The organism is Arthrobacter oryzae, from assembly GCF_031454875.1.
Taxonomy (GTDB): Bacteria; Actinomycetota; Actinomycetes; order Actinomycetales; family Micrococcaceae; genus Arthrobacter; species Arthrobacter oryzae_D.
Map to the genome: position 1 here is coordinate 373634 of NZ_JAVDRQ010000003.1, position 20559 is coordinate 394192.

Genomic DNA, 20559 nt, shown 5'->3' on the forward strand with positions numbered 1-20559 from the left:
CATCCTGCCACGTAGGGCGGCTAGTACACTCGTCGGGGTGCCCCGACTGAGTCACACATCACATCTATGACATCGGCGTTGACTTCCTCGCCAAGGCCGCTGAAAAACCGTACTTGCTCCACTGCCTGGTAAAGCAGCATCTCCAGGCCGGGGACCACGGTCCCTCCGCCGCGCTGCCACACGGCGGCAATCCGGCTGGGCCAGGGATCGTAGGCCACGTCCAGCAGGACCCCGCGGGTTGCGGCCTGCAGGCCGTCGAGCTGACCCGCCAAGGGATCGGCACCGCGGGGCGGGAGGGTGGAAATTACGACGTCGGCAGCCGCAATTGCCGCGGCCGCGCCGGTCAGCGGGAGGACCCGGATCGGCAGTCCGACGCCGTCGGACGCGGCGCGGGCTTCGGCAGCACGTCCCACGTCGCGGACGAAGACGTCAGCCGACGGCGCCCCCAGGTCCTTGAGCGCCGCGATGGCCGCGGCGGAGGTTCCGCCGCCGCCGAGGATGACGGCGGACGGGGCGGACACCACGCCGGCATGCCGCACCGCGTTGACGATGCCCGCGACGTCGGTGTTGTAGCCGATCCGGCGGACGGATGGCCCGTCGGCTTCGAACACCACCGTGTTCACGACTCCGAGGATGCCCGCAACTCCGCGCACCTCGTCAACCTCCGACACCATGGCGGTCTTGAGCGGCATGGTGACTGAAAGTCCCCGCCAGCCCGGCTCGCCGCGCACCGTCTCCATGAACGCCGGCAGGTCGGGAACGGTCACATCGATGGCGGTGTATTCCACGTCCACACCCAGGCGGGCATAGGCGGCCCGGTGGAGGGCCGGGGACTTCGAATGGCTGATCGGATGCCCCAGAACGGCGGCCTTGAAGGTCACGTGCAACGTCCGGCGTTCGCGGCGCACCAGGCGTTGTACTGCTCCACGTATACGTTGTGCTCAGCCAGCGTCTTCGAGAACTTAGTTTCCTTGGTGTCCAAGTTGATGGTCACCCAGTACATGTACTCGTTGGCCTTCGGCTTGGCAGCCGCATCGATCGCGTTCTTGCCGGGCGATCCGATGGGTCCCACCGGAAGCCCCTGGTTGGCGTACGTGTTGTACGGGTTCGACTTGTCGGCCTTCTGGTCCTCGTCGATGTGGAAGCTCTTGATTCCCAGCCCGTAGGTCACCGTGGCATCGGACTGGATCAGGCCGGCCGTCTCGGTGTTGTTCGGTTTGAGCCGGTTGTAGATTGCGCCGGCGACGTCGCCGTACTCGGCCTGCCCACCTTCGGCCTGGACGATGCTGGCGACCGTGACGACGTCGTACTGTTTCGCCGGATCGGTGACGCCCTGCGCCTTGAGCTCGTCAACGGTGGCGGTGACCAGGGTCTGGAGGATCTCCTTGGCCGGCGTTCCGAGCGGAAAGCGGTGCTCGCCGGGCGCCAGGTAGCCTTCAAGGTTCTTGGCCTTCTCCGGGAGCCCGAACTGTGCCGGGGCGTCGCTGAGCGCTTTGAGCTGGGTAACCGGTATGCCGGATCCCTCGGATATGGACTGCAGCGACTCGCCGATGCGCAGCCCGGCGCTGAGGGCAAAGTACATCACTTTGCCTTCACCCTTGCCCAGCAGGATGGCAACGGCGTCGGAATTCTTCATCTCCTGCCGGAACTGGAACTCCCCCGGCGCAACGGTTCCGCCGGATGCGGTGAGCTCGCGCAGGAACGTGTCCGGGTTGGCAATGACTTTCTGGTCAGCGAGCTTGGTGGCCACAGACCTGGTGCCTTCGCCGGGCTCCACGGAAACGTTCACTTCCCCGGTTCCGGGGCCGGGGTAATCGGCAATGGTGTCTCCACCCAGCAGCGGCTTCAGGAACTGGGCCCCCACTACCAGCGCCGTGACGAACACTGCGAGGGTCAGCAGCAGGGCCAGCCAGCGGCGGCGCCGCCGGACCTTCTTGGACTTTGCCGGAACCACTGCCACCGAGGAGGCTGTGCCCATCAGCGGGTGCCCCGGCTCGAAGTGCTGGTCGGGATGGTCGTGATGGTCCGCCGCAACGAAGACGTCGGCATCATCGTAGACATGGTGTGCCTCGTCCTCGTGGGGGTCCGCATAGTGGTGGTGCCCGGGTTCCGCGTGCAGGTCACCCGGTGCTTCGTAGGAGTGCGGGTCGTAGGCTTCGGGCGCTTCGGGGTGCGGGAGCCCGTGGTGGACGGGCACTTCGTGCTGCACCGCGTCCTCGTGGTGGACGGGCACATCGTGCTGCACCCCGTCCTCTTGGCGCACCGGCACTTCGTGCTGCACCGCATCCTCGTGGTGCACCGGCACTTCGTGGTGCTGGACAGTGGGCGGCATCTCGGGCATCTGGGCCACTGCCTCATGCACGGACGGGGGTGCGGGCGGCACGCGGGGTGCTTCCACGGGCACATCGGCGCCCTGCTGTCCGGTTGTGTCCTCATAACCGGCAGTTCCGGCCGTACCGCCGGGGAACTGCGGCGACTGGCCGGTTTCGAACGCCTGCGGTGGGACGACGTCATTGCCTTCGGTAACCAGGGACTTCTCCCTTGCCCGAATTTCCTTGCGCGTCAGCTGACGTCCGGAGTCACTGAATTCGTCACCTGAGGACTCGCCGCTGTTGACCGGGCTCACTGTAGCCTTCCATCGTCTGAAGATTGCACGTTGGTTCCGGAGACTGCCTGCTCAGCGTCTGCCGCTGCGGTGTCTCCGGAAAGCCCCGGCTGCGAAACCGCGAACACGCGGCTTCCAACATCCGTTCCCCTGGCTTTTTGCATATCGATTGCGTGCTGCAAGATTCCCGCAGCGGCAACCTGATCCACTACCTTACGGTGATTCCGGCTGCTCATGCCAGCTTCGTGCAGGTTGCGGTGGGCTGTCACGGTGCTCAGCCGTTCGTCAATCAGCTGCACCGGTATTGCCGAGCCGCGACTCTCCAGGGCCGCCGCCAGCAGGTGCGCATAGTCCGTCGCCATCCGTGCCGAGGCATGCTCTTCGCCTTTGAGCGTGCGTGGCAGTCCAACGAAGATCTGGACCGCGCCAAGCTCAGCGGCCAGGGCGGCCAGCACACGGACATCCGTGTTTTTCCTGGCATTCCGTTCCAGCGTTTTCAGGGGTGTGGCCAGGATGCCGTCGCGGTCACAGACAGCGACGCCCACGCGGACAGTGCCCACGTCCACCCCCAGTTTGATGCCCTGGGGGTAGACGTCGGGTGCAGCAGATTGATTCACAGTCCGGTTATCGCCTCGTGATGGCGTCCACGACGGCGGTAAGCGCCGCCGGTACCTTCGCGGCATCGGTGCCGCCGCCCTGGGCGACGTCGTCCTTGCCGCCGCCGCCTCCGCCGAGGATCCCGGCGGCAAGCCGGACGAGCGCACCGGCCTTGACGCCCGCTGTGCGGGCAGCCTCGTTGGTGGCGACCAGGATCACGGGACGGTCGTTGCTCACGCCGGCGACCGCAACGGCGGCAGCCTCCGAGCCGAGCCGGCTGCGCAGATCGAGGGCGAGCCCGCGGAGGTCGTCAGCGCCGCTGACCTGACCGGCGTCGTGCGCAATGACCTTGACTCCGGCAGCATCCTTGGCAGTACCGACCAGCTGCGCAGCGGCTGCGGTCAGCTGTTCCTTGCGCAGGCGCTCCAGTTCCTTTTCGACTGTCTTGAGCTTGGTGAGGGTGGTCGCGATGCGGTCTGCCAGCAGGCCGGACGGCACCTTCAGCATTTCGGTGAGCTCCGTGACCAGGGCACGCTCGGCGGCGAGGTGCCGGAAAGCCTCCATGCCGACGAAGGCCTCCACGCGGCGGTTGCCGGAACCTACGGACTGGTCACCCAGCAGGGAGAGACTGCCGATGAGCGAGGTGTTGGCCACGTGAGTGCCGCCGCAAAGCTCGCGGGACCATGCGCCGTCGATCTCCACGACCCGGACTTCATTGCCGTAGTTCTCGCCGAACAGCGCCATGGCGCCCAGTGCCTTGGCCTCGGCAAGTGCCATGACCTTGGTCTCCACCTGGAAGTTGTTCCGGATGGCGAGGTTGGAAACTTCCTCAATCTCCGAGCGCGTGGCGGCACTGAGGCCCTCGCCCCAGGCGAAGTCGAAGCGCAGGTAGCCCGCCTTGTTGTACGAGCCGCGCTGCAGGGCCTCCGGGCCGAGGATCTGGTGGAGGGCTGCGTGCACAATGTGCGTTCCGGTGTGGGCCTGTTCTGCCGAGTGGCGCCGCTCGCGGTCCACAGCGGCCTGCACGAGGGAGTCTGCACCGATTTCGCCCTCGCGGACGATTGCCTTGTGCACGCTCAGGCCCTTGACGGGCCGCTGGACGTCCAGGACCTCGACGACGAATCCGTCGCCTGTGATCAGTCCTGTGTCGGCCGCCTGGCCGCCGGCCTCGGCATAGAACGGAGTCTCCGCCAGCACGAGCTCGATCTCCTCGCCCGTGGAGGCCTGGGAGACCTTGCGGCCCCCTGCAAGGATGCCGCGGACCTTGGATTCGCCGGCAAGCTCCGTGTAGCCGGTGAAGACAGTCTCGCCTTCGGACAGCAGCTCCTGGAAGGCGCTGAGGTCCGCGTGCGAGCCCTTCTTGCCCTTGGCGTCGGCCTGGGCACGCTGGCGCTGCTCCAGCATGAGCTTGCGGAATTCGGGCTCGTCAACCCTGAGGCCGGCTTCTTCCGCCATTTCCAGCGTCAGGTCGATCGGGAACCCGTAGGTGTCGTGGAGCGCAAAAGCGTCGGCGCCGGACAACGGCCGGCCGGCGGCCTTGGAATCCTTGACGGCGTCTTCAAGACGGGCCGTGCCGGACGCGATGGTCCGCAGGAAGGCCTTCTCCTCGGCGTAGGCGATCCGGCTGATGCGGTCGAAGTCGGTCTCGACCACCGGGTAGACGCCCTTCATCGCGTCGCGGGATGCCGGCAGGAGATCGGGCAGGCAGGCCTTTTCGACGCCGAGGAGGCGCATGGAGCGCACGGCGCGGCGAATCAGGCGGCGCAGTACGTAGCCGCGGCCTTCGTTGGAGGGGGTCACGCCGTCTGCGATCAGCATCAGGGCGGACCGGATATGATCGGCCACGACTCGCATCCGGACGTCGTCCGTGTGGTGCGGATCGTCGGCGGACTCCGCGGAGGTGTACTCCCGGCCGGACAGTTCCGCGGCCTTGTCGATCACAGGGCGGACCTGGTCGGTCTCATACATGTTCTCGACGTCCTGCAGGATCATTGCGAGGCGTTCCATGCCGAGGCCGGTGTCGATGTTCTTCTTGGGCAGTTCGCCGGTGATGTCGAAGTCCACCTTGGAGCGGACGTTGTCGATCTGGTACTGCATGAACACGAGGTTCCAGATTTCAACGTAGCGGTTCTCGTCGGCGATGGGGCCGCCCTCGACGCCGTAGGACGGGCCGCGGTCGTAGTAGATCTCGGAGCAGGGGCCGGCCGGGCCGGGCTGGCCGGTGGACCAGTAGTTGTCCGCCTTGCCCATCCGCTGGATCCGTTCGGCGGGCATGCCCGTGTTCTTGAGCCAGAGCTGCTCGGCCTCGTCGTCCTCTTCATAGACGGTGACCCAAAGCTTCTCGGGCGGCAGGCCGTAGCCGCCGTCGTCAACGCCCGTGGTGAGCAGTTCCCAGGCGAACTTGATGGCGTCTTCCTTGAAGTAGTCGCCGAAGGAGAAGTTGCCGCACATCTGGAAGAAGGTGCCGTGGCGTGCTGTCTTGCCGACTTCCTCGATGTCGCCGGTGCGGATGCACTTCTGCACGCTCGTGGCGCGGTTGTAGGGCGCCTCTTCGCGGGCTGTCAGGTACGGAATGAACGGCACCATGCCGGCCACCGTGAACAGCAGGGAGGGGTCGCTGGAGACCAGGGAGGCGGAGGGCACCGCCGTGTGTCCCTTGCTGACAAAAAAGTCGATCCAGCGCTTGGTGATCTCCTGCGACTTCATAACCTGGTTACTTACCCTTCTTGGTGTACTGCATGTAGTTCTGCTGCGTATTGGTCAGATGCGTGAGTTCACGCAATTCGACGCGTGGCTGGCCTGGGCATTTTGCCGTGGCATCTGCCGGGGCCGCCTGTTTAATTCTCCCCCACGCCGGGCGGTGTAATTTCCGCACGACACCGGACCGCCGGGCGGGCCGTCCTGGCGGCAGGCGCTAGCGCCGCGCCACGTCCTGGCTGTCGATGCCCAGCGCTGTCCGCAGCTCGGTTTCCCGTTCCTGCATCCCGTCCCGAATGGCGTCCGCGAAGTCGTAGATCCCGTCAGCCAGGCGGCCGACCGCCCGGTTGAGGCCTTCGGGTCCAAGGGTGGACTGGGCCTCGCTGATTTTGCGGAACGCGATGACGCCGATTGCGACACCGATTCCCATCCAGAGAATTCTTTTCATTGGGTGCTCTCCGTCTGGATTAGCGGCTGCGGCGGCCGGTGGCGGGTTTTTTGCGGGCTGACAGGGCCGAGCGGACGCCGTAGCTGAAGGCTGCCACCTTGATCAGCGGTGATCCCACCGTTGCGGCCACGAGGGACGAGAGCGCGGAGATGTTGGCTGAAGCATCCGAAACGTTGGACGAGATGCCGTCAACTTTTTTCAGCTGCTGGTTGGTGGTGGAAACCGTGGCCGTGACTTCGTCCATGAGCGGGGTGGCGCCGTCGCTGATCGCACGGATGGACGACCGGACTTCGTCAAAAACCCGTCCGAGCTTCAGGATGGGCACGGCGAGAAGCAGCACGAGGAGCGCAAACACCCCTGCCGCGATCAGGCCGGCAATATCGCCACCAGACATAGACGTTCATCTCCTTGTGATTCCGTGGACTGCTGCAGGGTCCGCAGCGGCACGAATGCCGCTATTGCAGAACTCCCCCCAGTACCTTACATACAAAGAAGCCCGCGGCGCTTGCCACGGGCTTCTTTGTATACGCTGCTGGTATTTAGCGTGCGTAGAATTCGACGACGAGCTGCTCTTCGCAGGTTACGGGAACCTCGGAGCGCTTCGGGCGACGAACCAGGCGTGCCTGCAGGGCGTCAAGCTTGACGTCCAGGTAAGCCGGAACCTGGGGCAGGACGTCGCGGTGTGCGCCGGCCGCTGCAACCTGGAACGGAGGCATGGTTTCGCTGCGGCTGTGAACGTGGACCAGCTGGCCCTCGCCGACGCGGAAGGACGGGCGGTCAACGCGGATGCCGTCAACCAGGATGTGGCGGTGCACAACCAGCTGGCGGGCCTGGGCGATGGTGCGGGCGAAGCCGGCACGCAGCACGAGGGCGTCGAGACGCATTTCGAGCAGTTCGATCAGGTTTTCACCGGTCAGGCCCTTGGTGCGGCGTGCTTCTTCGAAGGCACGGGTCATCTGGGCTTCGCGGATGCCGTACTGGGCGCGCAGACGCTGCTTTTCGCGCAGACGTACGGCGTAGTCGGAGTCCTGCTTCTTGCGGGCACGGCCATGCTCACCGGGGCCGTACGGGCGGCGCTCCATGTACTTGGCGGCCTTGGGGGTCAGAGCAATGCCGAGTGCACGCGAGAGGCGTGCGGTACGGCGAGCACGAGTGTTGTTAGCCACTTGTGTCCTTCCAATATCTGCGGTGTGTCAGTGTTACTGGCCTCCACGATGGAGAGCATCGGCCAACCGCTGCCTTTTGCTACTGGGCACGAGGCATAACCACACCAACAGCGTGAGCTGCTCAAATACAGGGGGATTGTGCGTCCGCGCCTTGCCAGACAACGAACAATCCTACCACGGTGCCGGCCACGGCCCTGATCGTCCGCAGTCGGAACACGATGCTGTCAGCTGCTTCGGCGTCAGATCCGGGCGTGGACACCGTGGCTGGACTGCCGGCCGAAGGAAGCGGCGCCGAGGAACTCCACGGCAATGAATGGTTCGGCGCCCACTACCCACTCATCGTGGCCGGGGGGAAGCGTGTAGGTGTCGTTGGCCCGGATAATGGACCGCACGCCGTCGGCGGTTTCCACTTCCAGGACTCCGGAGACACAGAACCCGAGGTGGTTGTGCTGGCAGAAGTCTGTTTTCTCGAAGGGCTTGCTGCTCTCGGACCACCGCCAGCCCGGGTTGAGGATAAGACGTGCCACCGAGTAGTCGTTGACGGTGACAAGGTCGAACTCCGCCTTGTCCGGGCACCGCCTCTTGTCGGGGACGTCAAAGGACTTAACAGACACTGCTGTGACGAAATTTACGGACATGGGACACTACCTGGGAACTGGGATGAGACGCATGGTGATGGTGCCAGGCTGATGAAGTATTGGCAGCCGACCTGAAGCCTGGGTGTGCAAATTACCGGCATTTGTGCTGATGTCCCCCTCATGGCACGCGCACGTTCAACAGATCTGTGCTGACGTAATTCAACGTTAGCCCTCCGCGGCGGGAAGTCAACGGGTACTGCCCCTGGCCCGTCGTTGCAGTCCCGCAGGGGTCCCCGTCAGCCGCCGCGGATGATCTTCCGCAGCCGCTCCAGCCGGGTGGAAATATCGCGTTCGGCGCCGTTGGCGGTGGGCTCATAATAGTCCCGGCCCACGAGGTCGTCCGGCGGGTACTGCTGGGTGGCCACGCCATGCGGTGCGTCGTGCGCGTACTTGTAGCCTTGCCCGTGTCCGAGCTGTTTGGATCCCGGGTAGTGCGCGTCCCGGAGGTGGGCGGGGATCCCGTTGCCCAGGCCGGCCCGGACGTCGGCAGTGGCCTTGTTGATGCCCATGTATGCGGCGTTGGACTTCGGCGCCGTCGCCAGATGCACTACCGCTTCAGCCAGCACGATGCGTCCCTCGGGCATGCCGATCAGCTGCACGGCCTGGGCAGCGGCTACGGCGGTCTGCAGCGCCGTGGGGTCGGCCATGCCAACATCCTCAGCGGCCGAAATCACAATGCGGCGGGCGATGAACCGGGGGTCCTCCCCCGCTTCCAGCATGCGCGCCAGGTAGTGGAGTGCGGCGTCGACGTCGGAGCCGCGGATGGATTTGATGAAGGCGCTGGCCACGTCATAGTGCTGGTCCCCCGCACGGTCGTACCGGACGGCTGCAACATCCAGGGCGCGTTCGGTGTGGCGCAGCTCCACGGAGACGGGACCGTCGTCGGCGTCGTCGGCGTCACCGAAAGCCACGCCCGCCGCCGCCTCCAGGGCCGTCAACGCGCGGCGCGCGTCGCCGCCGGACAGCCTGACCAGGTGGGCCAGTGCCTCATCGCTGAGCTTCACCTTTCCGTTCAGTCCGCGGGCATCGGCCACGGCCCGCTGGACCAGGCCCTCGATGTCCGCATCCGTCAGCGGGCGGAGGGTTAGCAGCAACGAACGGGACAGCAGCGGGGAGACGACCGAAAAGGACGGATTTTCCGTGGTGGCGGCGACGAGCACCACCCACCGGTTTTCGACCCCGGGCAGCAGCGCGTCCTGCTGGGCCTTGTTGAACCTGTGGATCTCATCGAGGAAAAGGACAGTGGTGGTCTTGTACAGGTCCCTGGCGGTGAGGGCGTCGTCCATGACTCGCCGCACGTCCTTTACGCCCGCGGTGATGGCGGAGAGCTCCACGAACTTCCGGCCGGGACCCTTGGCGATCACATGGGCCAGCGTGGTCTTGCCGGTTCCCGGGGGTCCCCAGAGGATGAGCGACGTCGGCCCGGCCGGTCCGGCGGAGTCGGCACCGGCCCCGGCGGCCAGCTGCCGCAGCGGGGACCCCTGGCCCAGCAGGTGCTGCTGGCCCACCACATCGTCGAGCGTCCGCGGTCGCATCCGGACCGCAAGGGGGCTCCGGGGCTGCGTCCGGCCGGCGGCCGGCCCGGAAACCGTCGAACCGGACGGCGCCGCTGTCCCGCCGTCGTCGTCGTTATCCGGCCCCTGGCCAAAGAGATCATCCACATAGATAGGCTACTTCTAGTTCATGACAGCGAAGACAACGGAGACCCCAGCGATGCCCACCCCAGAGTCCCGAGTGGCGTTTGTCTCCGGCGCGCGGCTGCCGGGGTGGGTGGAGCGCTTCGCCGCGAGCCACGGCACGCTGACGGCGGAAGAGCCCGACGGCGGCCTGCAACTGTCCGCGGCTGACGGCGCCGTGGCCCTGCTGCAGCCGCCGTGGCCGCCCGCCGGGCGGCCCGGAACTGGACCCGATGCGGTGGCGCGGCTCGCGTCGCTGGCGGCGCAGTCCCGCACCCTCGGGCTGGTCCTTGTCCGCCGCGGCGGCTATTCCGTGGCGGTTGTCCGGGACGGCGCCGCCCTGGCTGCCAAGACGGGCACCCGCCACGTGCAGTCCAGGACCGCCGCCGGCGGCTGGTCGCAGCAGCGCTTCGCCCGGCGGCGGGCCAACCAGGCGGATGCCCTCGTGGAGGCGGTTGCCGGGCACGCCGCCAGGATCTTCGCGGACCACAGGATTGAGTACCTGGCGCCGGGCGGCGACCGCGCCCTTGCCGAGCAGGTCCTCGCCGAACCTGTGCTGAAACGCTACGCCGCGCTGACCCGGCTGCCGTTCCTGGACGTTCCGGATCCGCGCGCCGCCGTCCTGAAGCGGGCAGCCGCGGATCTGTGTTCGGTGCGCATCCTGGTGACGGATCCGCCGGCTTAGACCTCCCCCGCCGCTTCGACAAAGTGCCTCCCCACCACCGCTTCGACGGTTCCGTGCCGGTTCGACGGTGCGGAGCGTCGAGGGCGCAGGGAACCGTCGAAACGGACGCCGCTTTTCTTCGCGCAGCAGTACCTCCGGCCCTGCGCCCTAGCCGACTTCCACGGTGGCTGCGCGGTCCACACCCCTGGCAGCCGCCAGCATGGCGACGTCGCGGCCGGCCCGGTAACCGAACACGAGGGCCGGCCCGATGTGTGAGCCGTAGCCCGGGTAGCCGCCGCCAAAGACGCTGACCGCCGCTGCTCCGACCGCCAGGAGACCGGGGATTGCGGTTCCTTCCGCGGTGGTGGCTTCTGAGTTCTCGTTGACGCCGACGCCGGCGAAAGTGCCCAGGTCGCCCATCTGGATCTTCGCTGCGTAGTACGGGCCTTTGCCCACCGGGGCCAGGTTCGGGTTGGGCTTGTGGTCCATGTCCCCGCGGAAATTGTTGTAGAGGGTGGAGCCCCGGCCGAACGCCGGATCCTCGCCGCGTTCCGCTGAGGGGTTGAATTCAGCCACGGTCGCCGCGAGTCCGTCCGGATCGATCCCGAGCTTTCCGGCCAGGTCCGCCAGGGTGTTCGCCTTGACCAGGTACCCGGTCTTGTAGAAGTAGCCGCGCGGCATCGGCCAGGGCTTGGCATAGCCGATGCCATATTTGTGCATCGTCCTGGCGTCGCCAATGACATACCCGAACGTTTTGTCCTCGTTGCTGTTGTGACCGATCATCGCTCCGCCGAAGTCGTGGTAGCTCAGGGCTTCGTTTCCGAAGCGCTTGCCGTGACGGTCGACGGCGATCAGGCCGGGCAGGCCGATCGCCCGCAGGTGCGGAAAAAGCCGCTGCCGGCCGTTGAGGTACCTGAACACGGTCACCGGCGCCCAGGAACCTACGCTGGACACGGCATCGTCGATGTGCCCGCCGGCGGTCATCGCCAGGGTGGCGGCATCCCCGCCGTGGCCGACCGTCGGCGTGAAGTGGTCGTCGCCGTCGGCGTCGTGCGGGAAGTACTGCTGCCGCAGTTCCTTGTTGCCGGAAAAACCGCCGGCGGCGAGGATCACGCCGAGCCGCGCCGTCACGGTGGCGCCGTGCTCGCCGCCGATTACGGCGCCTGTGACGGTTCCGGCGTCGTCGCGCGTCAGGGAAAGGGCCGGTGAGGAGTTCCACAGGCGCACGCCCAAGTCGTCGGCGCTCTTGACCATGCGGGTCATCAGCGCGTTGCCGTTGGAACGCAGGACGGGACGCTTGTAACGGGCGGCGTCGGCCCAGGTGCGCAGCAGCTTCCGGGCCACATAAACGAAGGATTTCACCGACTGGTTTACGTGGAAGAATTCGTTGATGTCCGGTCCCACCTGCGGCATGTACCCGAAAACAGTGTAGGAACTCAGGTACGGCTGCATGAGGAGTCGCTTGTCCCCCAGCACGCGCGCGTCAACGTCCTGCGGAAGGATGGCACGGCCGGACAGTTTCGCGCCGGGCAGGTCCATCTGGTAGTCCGGCGACTTTTCCGGGTAGGTGAACTTCACCTCGGTTTCGTTCTCGAAAAAGGAGACCGCTTCAGGGACGGTGTCCAGGAAGTCCCTGACGCCTGCTTCGTTGAAGGTCTCCGGGGCCAGGTGCTTCAGGTACGTCTCGGCTTCCTCGCGGGTATCACCCTGCGCCACGCCCTGCCTGTTGCCGGGGACCCACGCCCAGCCGGCGGAAATTGCGGTGGTTCCGCCGAAGTGCTGTTCCTTTTCCGCGACAATTACGGTCAACCCCTGTGAAGCGGCTTTCAGCGCTGCGGCCATACCGGCAACACCGGAGCCGATAACGAGGACGTCGCAGACTGTGGTTGCGGCTTTGCTCTTGCTCATGGTTCCCGCCCTGTTCATTCGTAGTGTCGGTCTCAGCCGGCTGCCCGCATCTTCGAGACAGCCGGGTGGAAGGCTAAACCCCAGTAGACGCGTCAGTACCGGCACCGGGGAGGAGAATTACCATTGAGCGGGAATCCTGAGGAGGACATGTGGCCAATTCCGCATCCGGCGAATCGATCATCGTCCGCTTTGTGAAGATCGTGAGTGCGTTCGACGATCGCCACACCGCCATGAGCGTGGCCGAATTGGGGCGCCGGACCGGGCTGCCCGTCACCACCACGTACCGCCTGGTCAACGAACTGCTGCTCGAACGGCTCCTCGAACGCGAGCCTGGCGGTGACGTCCATATCGGTACCCGGATGTGGGAGCTTGTGTCCCGGGGGTCCAAGATGCTGGGGCTGCGGGAGGCAGCCCTGCCGTTCATGGAAGACGTCCAGGCGGTGGTGCAGCACTCCACCACCTTGGGCATCCTGGATTCGGACGAGGTCCTGTACATCGAGCGGCTGGGCTCGGACAAGACCATCGTGGACATCACCAAGATAGCCGGCAGGCTGCCGGTGCATGCCACGTCCTCGGGACTGGTCCTGCTTGCCCACTCACCCGCCGCGTATCAGGACAGCTTCCTGGCCCGGCCCCTGACAAAGTTCACCGAAACCACGCTGACCGATCCGGCGTTGCTTCGCCGCCACCTGGCCGAAATCAGGCAGCGCGGCTTCGCGGCCATGCCCGGTGTGATCGTGCCCGAATCCAGCGGCATCGCCGTCCCGGTTTTCGGCCCCGACAACAACGTCCGCGCCGCGCTCAGCGTGGTGGTGCCGCGCAACGAGGAGAACGCGGCCGCCCGGGTGCCCGTCCTCATGGCCGCCGCCCGTGGCATTTCCAGGGCGCTGGGCTGGCGGGGCGAGCTGAAGGGCACTCTCCGGCAAAGCCACTGAACAGAGTCACTGAGCAGAGCCACAAAATTGGGCTCTTGCCGTTCATCGGCAATCGTGTGGTTCCGGTCACAGCTCCCCTGCCACTCTGGCTAGGAGGCAGCGATGAGGCTGCAGGAGCACGAGGAGCACCCCATGAATCCCACACTGAACCGAGTGGCCGGAAAGACCGCAATCGTCACCGGAGGCCGCGGCGACCTTGGCGGCGCCACCGCCGCTCTCCTGGCTGAACACGGCGCAGTCGTTGCCAGCCTGGACGTTGCCGGCATCCCGGTTGCGGAGGCCCGGACCAACATTCGCCAGTACGACGTCGATGTCACCAGCGAGGCCAGCGTCGCCGACGCGCTCCGCCGGGTCCGCGACGAGGTGGGCACGCCGGACATCCTGGTGAACGCCGCCGGAATTATCGGCCCCGCCGGCGCCTCGCACACGGCGTCAGTCTCGGACTTTGACACCATCTTCAACGTCAACGTCAAGGGCGTCTGGCTGATGACCAAGCACGTGGTCCCCGGCATGATCGAAAAGCGCGCCGGCAGCATCATCAACTTCTCTTCGATCCACGGCCTCACCGGCGGCAGGAATGTGCCGCTCTACCACGCCACCAAGGGCGCCGTCCGGCTCCTGAGCAAGTCGGACGCGGCCGCCTACGGAAGCTACGGGATCCGCGTGAACTCCATCCACCCCGGGTCGATGGACACCCGAATGAGCCGCCGCTCGGCCGAACAGTCCGACATCGGACCCGAGGCCTACTACAGGCAGCTGGTCGGCTCCAACCCGCTGCCGCGCCAGGGCCAGCCGGACGAGATTGCCTACGGCGTGCTGTACCTGGCCTCCGACGAATCGCGGTTCACCACGGGCTCCGAGCTCGTGATCGACGGCGGCTACACCGCCGTCTGACCGGCCCACTTTCTTCCTCCTGAAAGGCAGTACCCATGAAATTCGTCAGCGGAACCGCAGCAGAGAACTACGACGTCGTCGTCGTCGGTTCCGGCGCGGGCGCCCTCACCGCGGCGGTCACCGCCGCCCACGCCGGCAAGTCCGTCGTCGTCCTCGAAAAGAGTGAACTGCTGGGCGGCACCTCCGCCGTCTCCGGCGGCATGCTCTGGGTGGCGGACAACCACCACGCCCGTAAGGCCGGAATTGCCGACTCCAAGGAAGCGGCCGCGGAGTACGTGCGCGCCGTGGCCCGCGGACGCGGCCGCGAGGAACTCCTGGACGCTGCGCTGAATTACGGCGACCGGATGCTCCGCTTCATGGAACAGGAATGCGGCGTCCGCTTCATCTTCCTCGATAACTTTCCCGACTACCGGCAGGACCTCCCGGGCGCCATGGAGGGCGGCCGCACGGTGGAACCCGAGCTGTTCAACAGCAAGGAAGCCCTGGGCGCTCTCAAGGAACATGTGCGCAGCGACGGCCGGGCGCCTTTCACCATGCAGGAATATGAAAGCTGGGGCGCCTTCACCAGGTTCCCGTGGGACGAACTGTCCGCCCGCCAGGACGACGGGCTCGTCGCCAAAGGCCAGGCCCTCGTCTCCATGCTGCTGGCCAGCCTGGTCCGCGACGGTGCTGCGCTTGTCACCAACGCCCGGGGGCACCGGCTGATTGCCGACGGCGGCCGGGTGACTGGCGTCGAACTGGAATCCGGCGAATCCTTCCGGGCCAACGACGGCGTGGTGCTGGCCACCGGAGGCTTTGAGTGGGACAAAGCGCTGGCCGACTCCATGCTCGCCTCCCGGCTGTACACTATGTGCTCGCCGCCCTCGAACACCGGCGACGGACTGCGGATGTCGCAGCGCATTGGCGGCCAGACCCGCGGCACCCGGGAAGCCTGGTGGGCCCCGATGTCCGTCACCGGCGACACCCGCGACGGGCAACCGGCAGGCACTCTGCTCCGCTTCGAACGCCAGGGTCCGGGATCGATCATGGTGAACCGCCACGGCCGCAGGTTCGCCAACGAGTCGCAGAACTACAACGACCTCGCCCGGAGCCTGCAGTCCTGGGACTCCGCGGCGAACCGGACCCTGAACACCCCGGCCCACGTCATTGTGGACCACACCTACCTGGAGCGCTACGGCATCCTGGCGCACCGCGCCGGGCAGCCGACGCCGAATTACCTGATCGAGGCGGAAACCCTCGAGGAACTGGCAGCGAAGATCAACGTACCGGCGCAGAACCTCATTGCGACGGTGACCCGGTTCAATGGATTCGCCGTCAAGGGCGAGGATCCCGACTTCGGCCGCGGCGAGAGCGCCTACGACAAGTACTGGGGCGACGACGACAACCCGTGGCCGAACCCCTCGCTGGGCCCGCTCCAGTCCGGGCCGTTCTACGCCCTGGAAGTGGTCAACGGCGCCTTTGGCACCAACGGCGGTGTGGCAACCGACGGGCTGGCACGCGTGCTCGACGTCGACAACTGCCCCATTCCCGGCCTGTTCGCCGCCGGGAACACCACCGAAAACGCCTACGCCGCAGGCTACCCCGGTGCCGGCGCCACCCTTGGCCCGATCATGACCATGGGCTACCTCGCCGGGCGCACCCTCGCCGGCCTGTCCCCCGACTATGTTTCTGCCGCGCCGTCACAGGTGGACGAGCTTGTCGGGACCGGTGCCTGAGATGATCCGCCACACCGTGCTCTTCAAATTCAAGCCGGGCTTCCCGGCCGCCGACAAGCAGGCCTGGATTGACGGCCTCAACAACATGACCGGCAAAATCCCCGGCATGCTCAGCCTCAGCCACGGAGCGGACGTGCTCCACACCGAGCGTTCCTTCGACTACGCCATTGTGGCCGATTTCGAAACGGTCGAGGACATCGCGGTGTACAACACGCATCCGCTCCACGAGCCGCTGAAGGCGTACTCGTTCCCCAACAGCCAGCAGATCCTCTCGGTGGACTTCCACCAGGGGGACACCGTGCCGGCACCCACTGAGACAACGCAGTCTTAAGGAGTTCACATGCAGTCTTCATCCCAAACGCAGCTGGCACCGCCGCCGGCCCAGCGCAAGACCCCCGCCAAGGCCGCCCTGGCATCCTTCCTCGGCAGCACCTTGGAGTATTACGACTTCTTCATCTACGGAACCGCCGCCGCCCTGGTGTTCCCGCATTTGTTCTTCCCGTCCGCCGATCCTGCCATCGGGCTGATCGGTGCCTTCGCCACTTTCGGTGTCGCCTACGTGGCCAGGCCCGTCGGCGGCCTGGTCATGGGCCACTTCGGTGACAAGCTGGGGCGCAAGAAGATCCTGCTGCTGACGCTCGGCATCATGGGCCTGGCCTCGCTCGGCATCGGCTTCCTCCCCACCTACGAACAGCTCGGCGTCTGGGCGCCCGTCCTCCTGGTTACGGGGCGGCTGGCCCAGGGATTCTCCGCGGGCGCGGAGTCTGCAGGTGCCTCCACCCTCACGCTGGAGCATTCACCCGAGGGCAAGCGGGGCTTCTTCACCAGCTTCGTGATGACGGGCTACGCCTCCGGCATGGTGCTGGCCACCCTCGTGTTCATTCCAGTCGCCGCCATGCCGCAGGAAGCGATGATGAGCTGGGGCTGGCGGATCCCCTTCTGGCTCTCCATCGTGGTTCTGGCCATCGCCTACTGGGTCAGGACGCACCTGGACGAAACGCCGGTCTTCGAGGAGGCCCAGGAAAGCCGCCAGGTGACCCCAATGCCTGTCAAAGAGGTGCTCCGCTTCCAGGCGCCGGACGTGCTGCGCGTCGTGGGCATGTCGATCATGTCGGTGATGCAGACCATTTTCACGGTCTTCGGGCTGGCGTACGCCACCTCCACCGCGGGCTTCGACCGCGCGTCCATCCTGACCGTCAACGCCGTCGCCATTGGCCTGTCCATGTTCGCCATGCCGCTGGCGGCGAAGCTTTCGGACCGGATCGGCCGCCGGCCCCTGCTGCTCACGGCCGCCTTCGGGTGCTCAGCCACCATCTTCCTGTACTTCCTTGCGCTGTCTTCCGGGAACATCGTCCTGGTCTTCCTGGCGGCCTTCCTGAACATGACAGTGCTCTATTCGGGCTTCAACGGCATCTGGCCGGCGTTCTTCGCCGAGCAGTTTGCCGCTCCGGTCCGCTACACCGGCATGGCCCTGGGCAACCAGCTGGGATTGGTCCTTGCCGGTTTCGCGCCGATGATCGCCGGCATGCTGCTGACCCCTGGTGCCACCGGCTGGGTTCCCGTGGCGGTCTTCGGCACGGCGTGCATGCTCATCGCAGCGTTCTCGGTGTTCCGCTCCCGCGAGACGTTCAGGACGCCGATCGAGGAACTGGGTGGTCCGTATCTGGAGGGAACCGCCCGGCGCCGGGCGGCGCTCGACGCGCTCGACGGCGAGGCACTCGCGGCGCAGAAGCTGGCCCCGCAGCCTAACGTGCGGACCCGGTGAGACCGAACGGCCTCTAGCTCCGCCCGGGCACCACCAATTAGACGGTTCCCCGCCGATTCGACGCTTCGCAACGTCGTGTCTGCAGGGAACCGTCTAATTGGGTTAGCTGATCCCGCGTCCTAGCAGCCCGTCAGGTGCCGCTTGGGCCGCTCCTGCCGGTAAAAATATCGGCCGGCCTCCTGGAATCCGGCACGGGCATACAGCTCCCGTGCTCCGGTGTTGGCAGCTGTGACAAGCAGCCAGTAGCTGTCCAGCCCTCGCGACGCGCCGGCAGCCAGCAATGAATCCAGCACCCTGTTCGCGTAGCCGCGGCGCCGGGCATCGGGGCGGGTGGCCATGCAGTACAGCCCGCCGCGGTTGCCTTCCCCGATAAGGGGCAGGGCAAGGCGCCCGACGGCGGCAGGCACGCCGTCGTCGTCCCTCGCCAGGGCGTACAGCGACGGGCAGCCTTCAAGGATTCCGCGGGCGGTGGCGAGGGAGTCCTCGTCACCGCGGCCGTCAACGCTCCACCAAAGCCGCAGCCATTCAGCCGGAGGCTGGGCTGAGAGTTCGACGCCGGCGTCAGGCGCCGGAGGATCCCCGCCGGTCCCGCGTACCAGGATCAGCGTTTCGGACTGCCGGGTAAAGCCTTCCTCATCGAGGACGGCATTCAGCGCGGCACTGCCGGCATGGTCGAACACCTGGAAGATCACGGGAAGTCGGCGGCTGCGGTACCAGGCCCGGGCATCCCTGAGTAACGCCAGCCGGTGGTGCGGAGTTCCGTTCGGCTCCGAGCGCGGCCAGATGGAATTGGCACGCTGGGTCACACCGGCAGCCGCCCGAAGAACCCACCCACCGGAATCTTCCCGGTCAGGAGCAGGCCAGGCGGCATCCATCAATGCCTCCAGGCCGGGCACTGTCTGCTGTTCCATCGGAGTCCTCTTTACGGGGTGGGACAGCAAAGGCTCCCCGGTTTCCCGGAGAGCCCAGCTGACGATCAGTTCACTCTACTTGGCTGCGTCCTCGGCCTTTTGGGGCACGGGCGCGTCCTTTTTGGCCTCGGGCTTGAAGTCCACGCCGGCCTCCTTGCGCTGCTGCGCGGTGATCGGCGCGGGAGCTGCCGTGAGGGGGTCGTAGCCGCCGCCGGACTTCGGGAATGCGATGACGTCGCGGATCGACTCCACGCCGGCCAGCAGTGCTACAACGCGGTCCCAGCCGAAGGCGATGCCGCCGTGCGGCGGAGCACCGAACTTGAAGCCTTCCAGGAGGAAGCCGAACTTCGTCTCAGCGTCTGCCTTGTCCAGGCCCATGAGTTCGAAAACACGCTCCTGAACGTCACGCTCGTGGATACGGATGGAGCCGCCGCCGATTTCGTTGCCGTTGCAGACAATGTCGTAGGCGTAGGACAGGGCCGATTCCGGGTCCTGGTCGAATGAGTCCATGTATTCGGGCTTGGGCGAGGTGAAGGCGTGGTGGACGGCCGTCCACTTGCCGGCACCGACGGCCACGTCGCCTGAGGCCACTGCGGCGGCGGCCGGCTCGAACATCGGCGCATCCACCACCCAGCAGAACGCCCAGTCGGCGGGGTTGATCAGGCCGGTGCGGTGCCCGATCTCGACGCGGGCGGCACCGAGGAGCGCACGGGAGGGTGTCTTTTCGCCGGCGGCGAAGAAGATGCAGTCCCCGGGCTTGGCGCCGACGGCGTCGGCGAGGCCGGCGCGCTCGGTGTCCGTGAGGTTCTTGGCCACGGGGCCGGCCAGTTCGCCGTCTTCCTTGTACAGCACGTAGGCAAGGCCCTTGGCGCCGCGCTGCTTGGCCCATTCCTGCCAGGCATCCAGCGCACGGCGTGCCTGCGAAGCGCCGCCCGGCATGACCACGGCACCGACGTACGGCGCCTTGAACACGCCGAAGTTGGTGTCCTTGAAGAATTCCGTGAGTTCAGTCAGTTCCTGGCCGAACCGGAGGTCCGGCTTGTCCGAGCCGTAGCGGGCCATGGCGTCGGCGTAGGTGATGCGCTGGATGGGCGTCGGGATCTCGACGTCGATCAGCTGCCACAGGGCTTTGACGATGCTTTCGCCGAGCGAAATGATGTCGTCCTGCTCCACGAAGCTGGCTTCGATGTCCAGCTGGGTGAATTCCGGCTGGCGGTCCGCACGGAAGTCCTCATCGCGGTAGCAGCGCGCGATCTGGTAGTACTTCTCGAAGCCGCCCACCTGCAGGAGCTGCTTGAAAAGCTGCGGGGACTGCGGCAGGGCGTACCAGGAACCCGGCGCGAGGCGTGCGGGGACCACGAAGTCGCGGGCGCCTTCCGGCGTCGAACGCGTCAGCGTGGGGGTTTCGATCTCAACAAAGCCGTCCTGGTGGAGCAGCTCGCGTGCCACGCGGTTGGCTTCGGAGCGCAGGCGCAGGTTCCGGGCGGGGCCCGGGCGGCGCAGGTCCAGGTAGCGGTGCTTCAGGCGTGCTTCCTCGCCCACCTCCACGTGCTCGTCGATCTGGAAGGGCAGCGGATCGGAGGTGTTGAGGATGGTCACCTTCTCGGCAATGACCTCAATCTCGCCGGTAGCCAGTGCCGGGTTTTCGTTGCCCTCGGGGCGCTGGGAAACCGTACCGATGATCTGGAGCACGTACTCGTTGCGGAGTCCGTGGAAGACCTCTTCTTCGCGGACTACCACCTGGGCGACGCCTGAGGCATCGCGGAGGTCAACGAATGCCACACCACCGTGATCACGACGCCGGCCCACCCAGCCGGCCAGGGTTACGGTTTGTCCAATGTGCTCGGAGCGGAGGGATCCGAGGTCATGTGTGCGCAGCACAGCTTACCTTTCAGAAGGAAGACAGAGATGATGTTGAATGGGACCGTTGCGGGAACAGC

Annotated in this window: 18 protein-coding genes; 6 read left to right on the forward strand and 12 right to left on the reverse strand. The window is 66.3% G+C overall.

Annotated features, from left to right (window positions below):
* Positions 1-20: 20 nt before the first annotated feature.
* From J2805_RS07670 to J2805_RS07710, 9 genes are all read right to left on the reverse strand, one after another.
* Positions 21-881: a shikimate dehydrogenase gene (locus J2805_RS07670; RefSeq protein ID WP_309974583.1), complete on the reverse strand. Its 861-nt coding sequence runs from the start codon at positions 879-881 to the stop codon at positions 21-23.
* On the reverse strand, positions 878-2626 hold the full coding sequence (gene mltG, locus J2805_RS07675; protein ID WP_309974586.1) for an endolytic transglycosylase MltG: 1749 nt from the start codon (positions 2624-2626) through the stop codon (positions 878-880). The genes J2805_RS07670 and mltG overlap by 4 nt, the downstream gene beginning before the upstream one ends.
* Positions 2623-3222, reverse strand: coding sequence for a Holliday junction resolvase RuvX (gene ruvX, locus J2805_RS07680; protein ID WP_309974589.1), 600 nt, complete (start codon positions 3220-3222; stop codon positions 2623-2625). Before ruvX ends, mltG begins: the two co-directional genes overlap by 4 nt.
* A 7-nt stretch (positions 3223-3229) precedes the next feature.
* Entirely contained in the window at positions 3230-5908 is a 2679-nt protein-coding gene (alaS, locus tag J2805_RS07685; protein WP_309974591.1) for an alanine--tRNA ligase, read from the reverse strand.
* 208 nt (positions 5909-6116) lie between these two features.
* On the reverse strand, positions 6117-6347 hold the full coding sequence (locus J2805_RS07690) for a DUF6167 family protein (protein ID WP_309974596.1): 231 nt from the start codon (positions 6345-6347) through the stop codon (positions 6117-6119).
* A 19-nt stretch (positions 6348-6366) separates the two neighbouring features.
* The gene (locus J2805_RS07695; RefSeq protein ID WP_309974599.1) at positions 6367-6741 is read right to left on the reverse strand and encodes a DUF948 domain-containing protein; all 375 of its coding nucleotides are present in this window, start codon (positions 6739-6741) and stop codon (positions 6367-6369) included.
* A gap of 145 nt (positions 6742-6886) precedes the next feature.
* Entirely contained in the window at positions 6887-7513 is a 627-nt protein-coding gene (rpsD, locus tag J2805_RS07700) for a 30S ribosomal protein S4 (protein ID WP_011692125.1), read from the reverse strand.
* A gap of 239 nt (positions 7514-7752) precedes the next feature.
* Entirely contained in the window at positions 7753-8151 is a 399-nt protein-coding gene (locus J2805_RS07705) for a cupin domain-containing protein (RefSeq protein WP_309974605.1), read from the reverse strand.
* Between the two features lie 236 nt (positions 8152-8387).
* Positions 8388-9812 (reverse strand): replication-associated recombination protein A, encoded by a 1425-nt coding sequence (locus J2805_RS07710; protein ID WP_309974608.1) that lies wholly within the window; start codon positions 9810-9812, stop codon positions 8388-8390.
* 52 nt (positions 9813-9864) lie between these two features.
* Between J2805_RS07710 and J2805_RS07715 the strand changes: the two genes are divergently transcribed.
* Positions 9865-10512: an acVLRF1 family peptidyl-tRNA hydrolase gene (locus tag J2805_RS07715; RefSeq protein WP_309974611.1), complete on the forward strand. Its 648-nt coding sequence runs from the start codon at positions 9865-9867 to the stop codon at positions 10510-10512.
* 147 nt (positions 10513-10659) lie between these two features.
* Here J2805_RS07715 and J2805_RS07720 read toward each other — a convergent pair whose 3' ends face one another.
* Positions 10660-12399: an FAD-dependent oxidoreductase gene (locus J2805_RS07720; protein WP_309974614.1), complete on the reverse strand. Its 1740-nt coding sequence runs from the start codon at positions 12397-12399 to the stop codon at positions 10660-10662.
* A gap of 149 nt (positions 12400-12548) precedes the next feature.
* On the opposite strand from J2805_RS07720, the gene J2805_RS07725 reads away from it, so the two are divergent.
* From J2805_RS07725 to J2805_RS07745, 5 genes are all read left to right on the forward strand, one after another.
* On the forward strand, positions 12549-13334 hold the full coding sequence (locus J2805_RS07725; protein WP_309974617.1) for an IclR family transcriptional regulator: 786 nt from the start codon (positions 12549-12551) through the stop codon (positions 13332-13334).
* 102 nt (positions 13335-13436) lie between these two features.
* Complete coding sequence (locus J2805_RS07730) at positions 13437-14228, forward strand: SDR family NAD(P)-dependent oxidoreductase (protein ID WP_309974620.1); 792 nt, start codon at positions 13437-13439, stop codon at positions 14226-14228.
* 35 nt (positions 14229-14263) lie between these two features.
* Positions 14264-15943, forward strand: a complete 1680-nt coding sequence (locus J2805_RS07735) for an FAD-dependent oxidoreductase (RefSeq protein WP_309974624.1) — start codon at positions 14264-14266, stop codon at positions 15941-15943.
* A gap of 1 nt (position 15944) precedes the next feature.
* Positions 15945-16274: a Dabb family protein gene (locus J2805_RS07740; protein WP_309974628.1), complete on the forward strand. Its 330-nt coding sequence runs from the start codon at positions 15945-15947 to the stop codon at positions 16272-16274.
* Positions 16275-16283: 9 nt separating this feature from the next.
* Complete coding sequence (locus J2805_RS07745; protein ID WP_309974630.1) at positions 16284-17708, forward strand: MFS transporter; 1425 nt, start codon at positions 16284-16286, stop codon at positions 17706-17708.
* 119 nt (positions 17709-17827) lie between these two features.
* Here the strand turns inward: J2805_RS07745 and J2805_RS07750 are convergent, their stop codons facing one another.
* Positions 17828-18619, reverse strand: coding sequence for a GNAT family N-acetyltransferase (locus J2805_RS07750; protein WP_309974633.1), 792 nt, complete (start codon positions 18617-18619; stop codon positions 17828-17830).
* A gap of 75 nt (positions 18620-18694) precedes the next feature.
* Positions 18695-20500, reverse strand: coding sequence for an aspartate--tRNA ligase (gene aspS, locus J2805_RS07755; RefSeq protein WP_309974636.1), 1806 nt, complete (start codon positions 20498-20500; stop codon positions 18695-18697).
* Positions 20501-20559 lie beyond the last annotated feature (59 nt).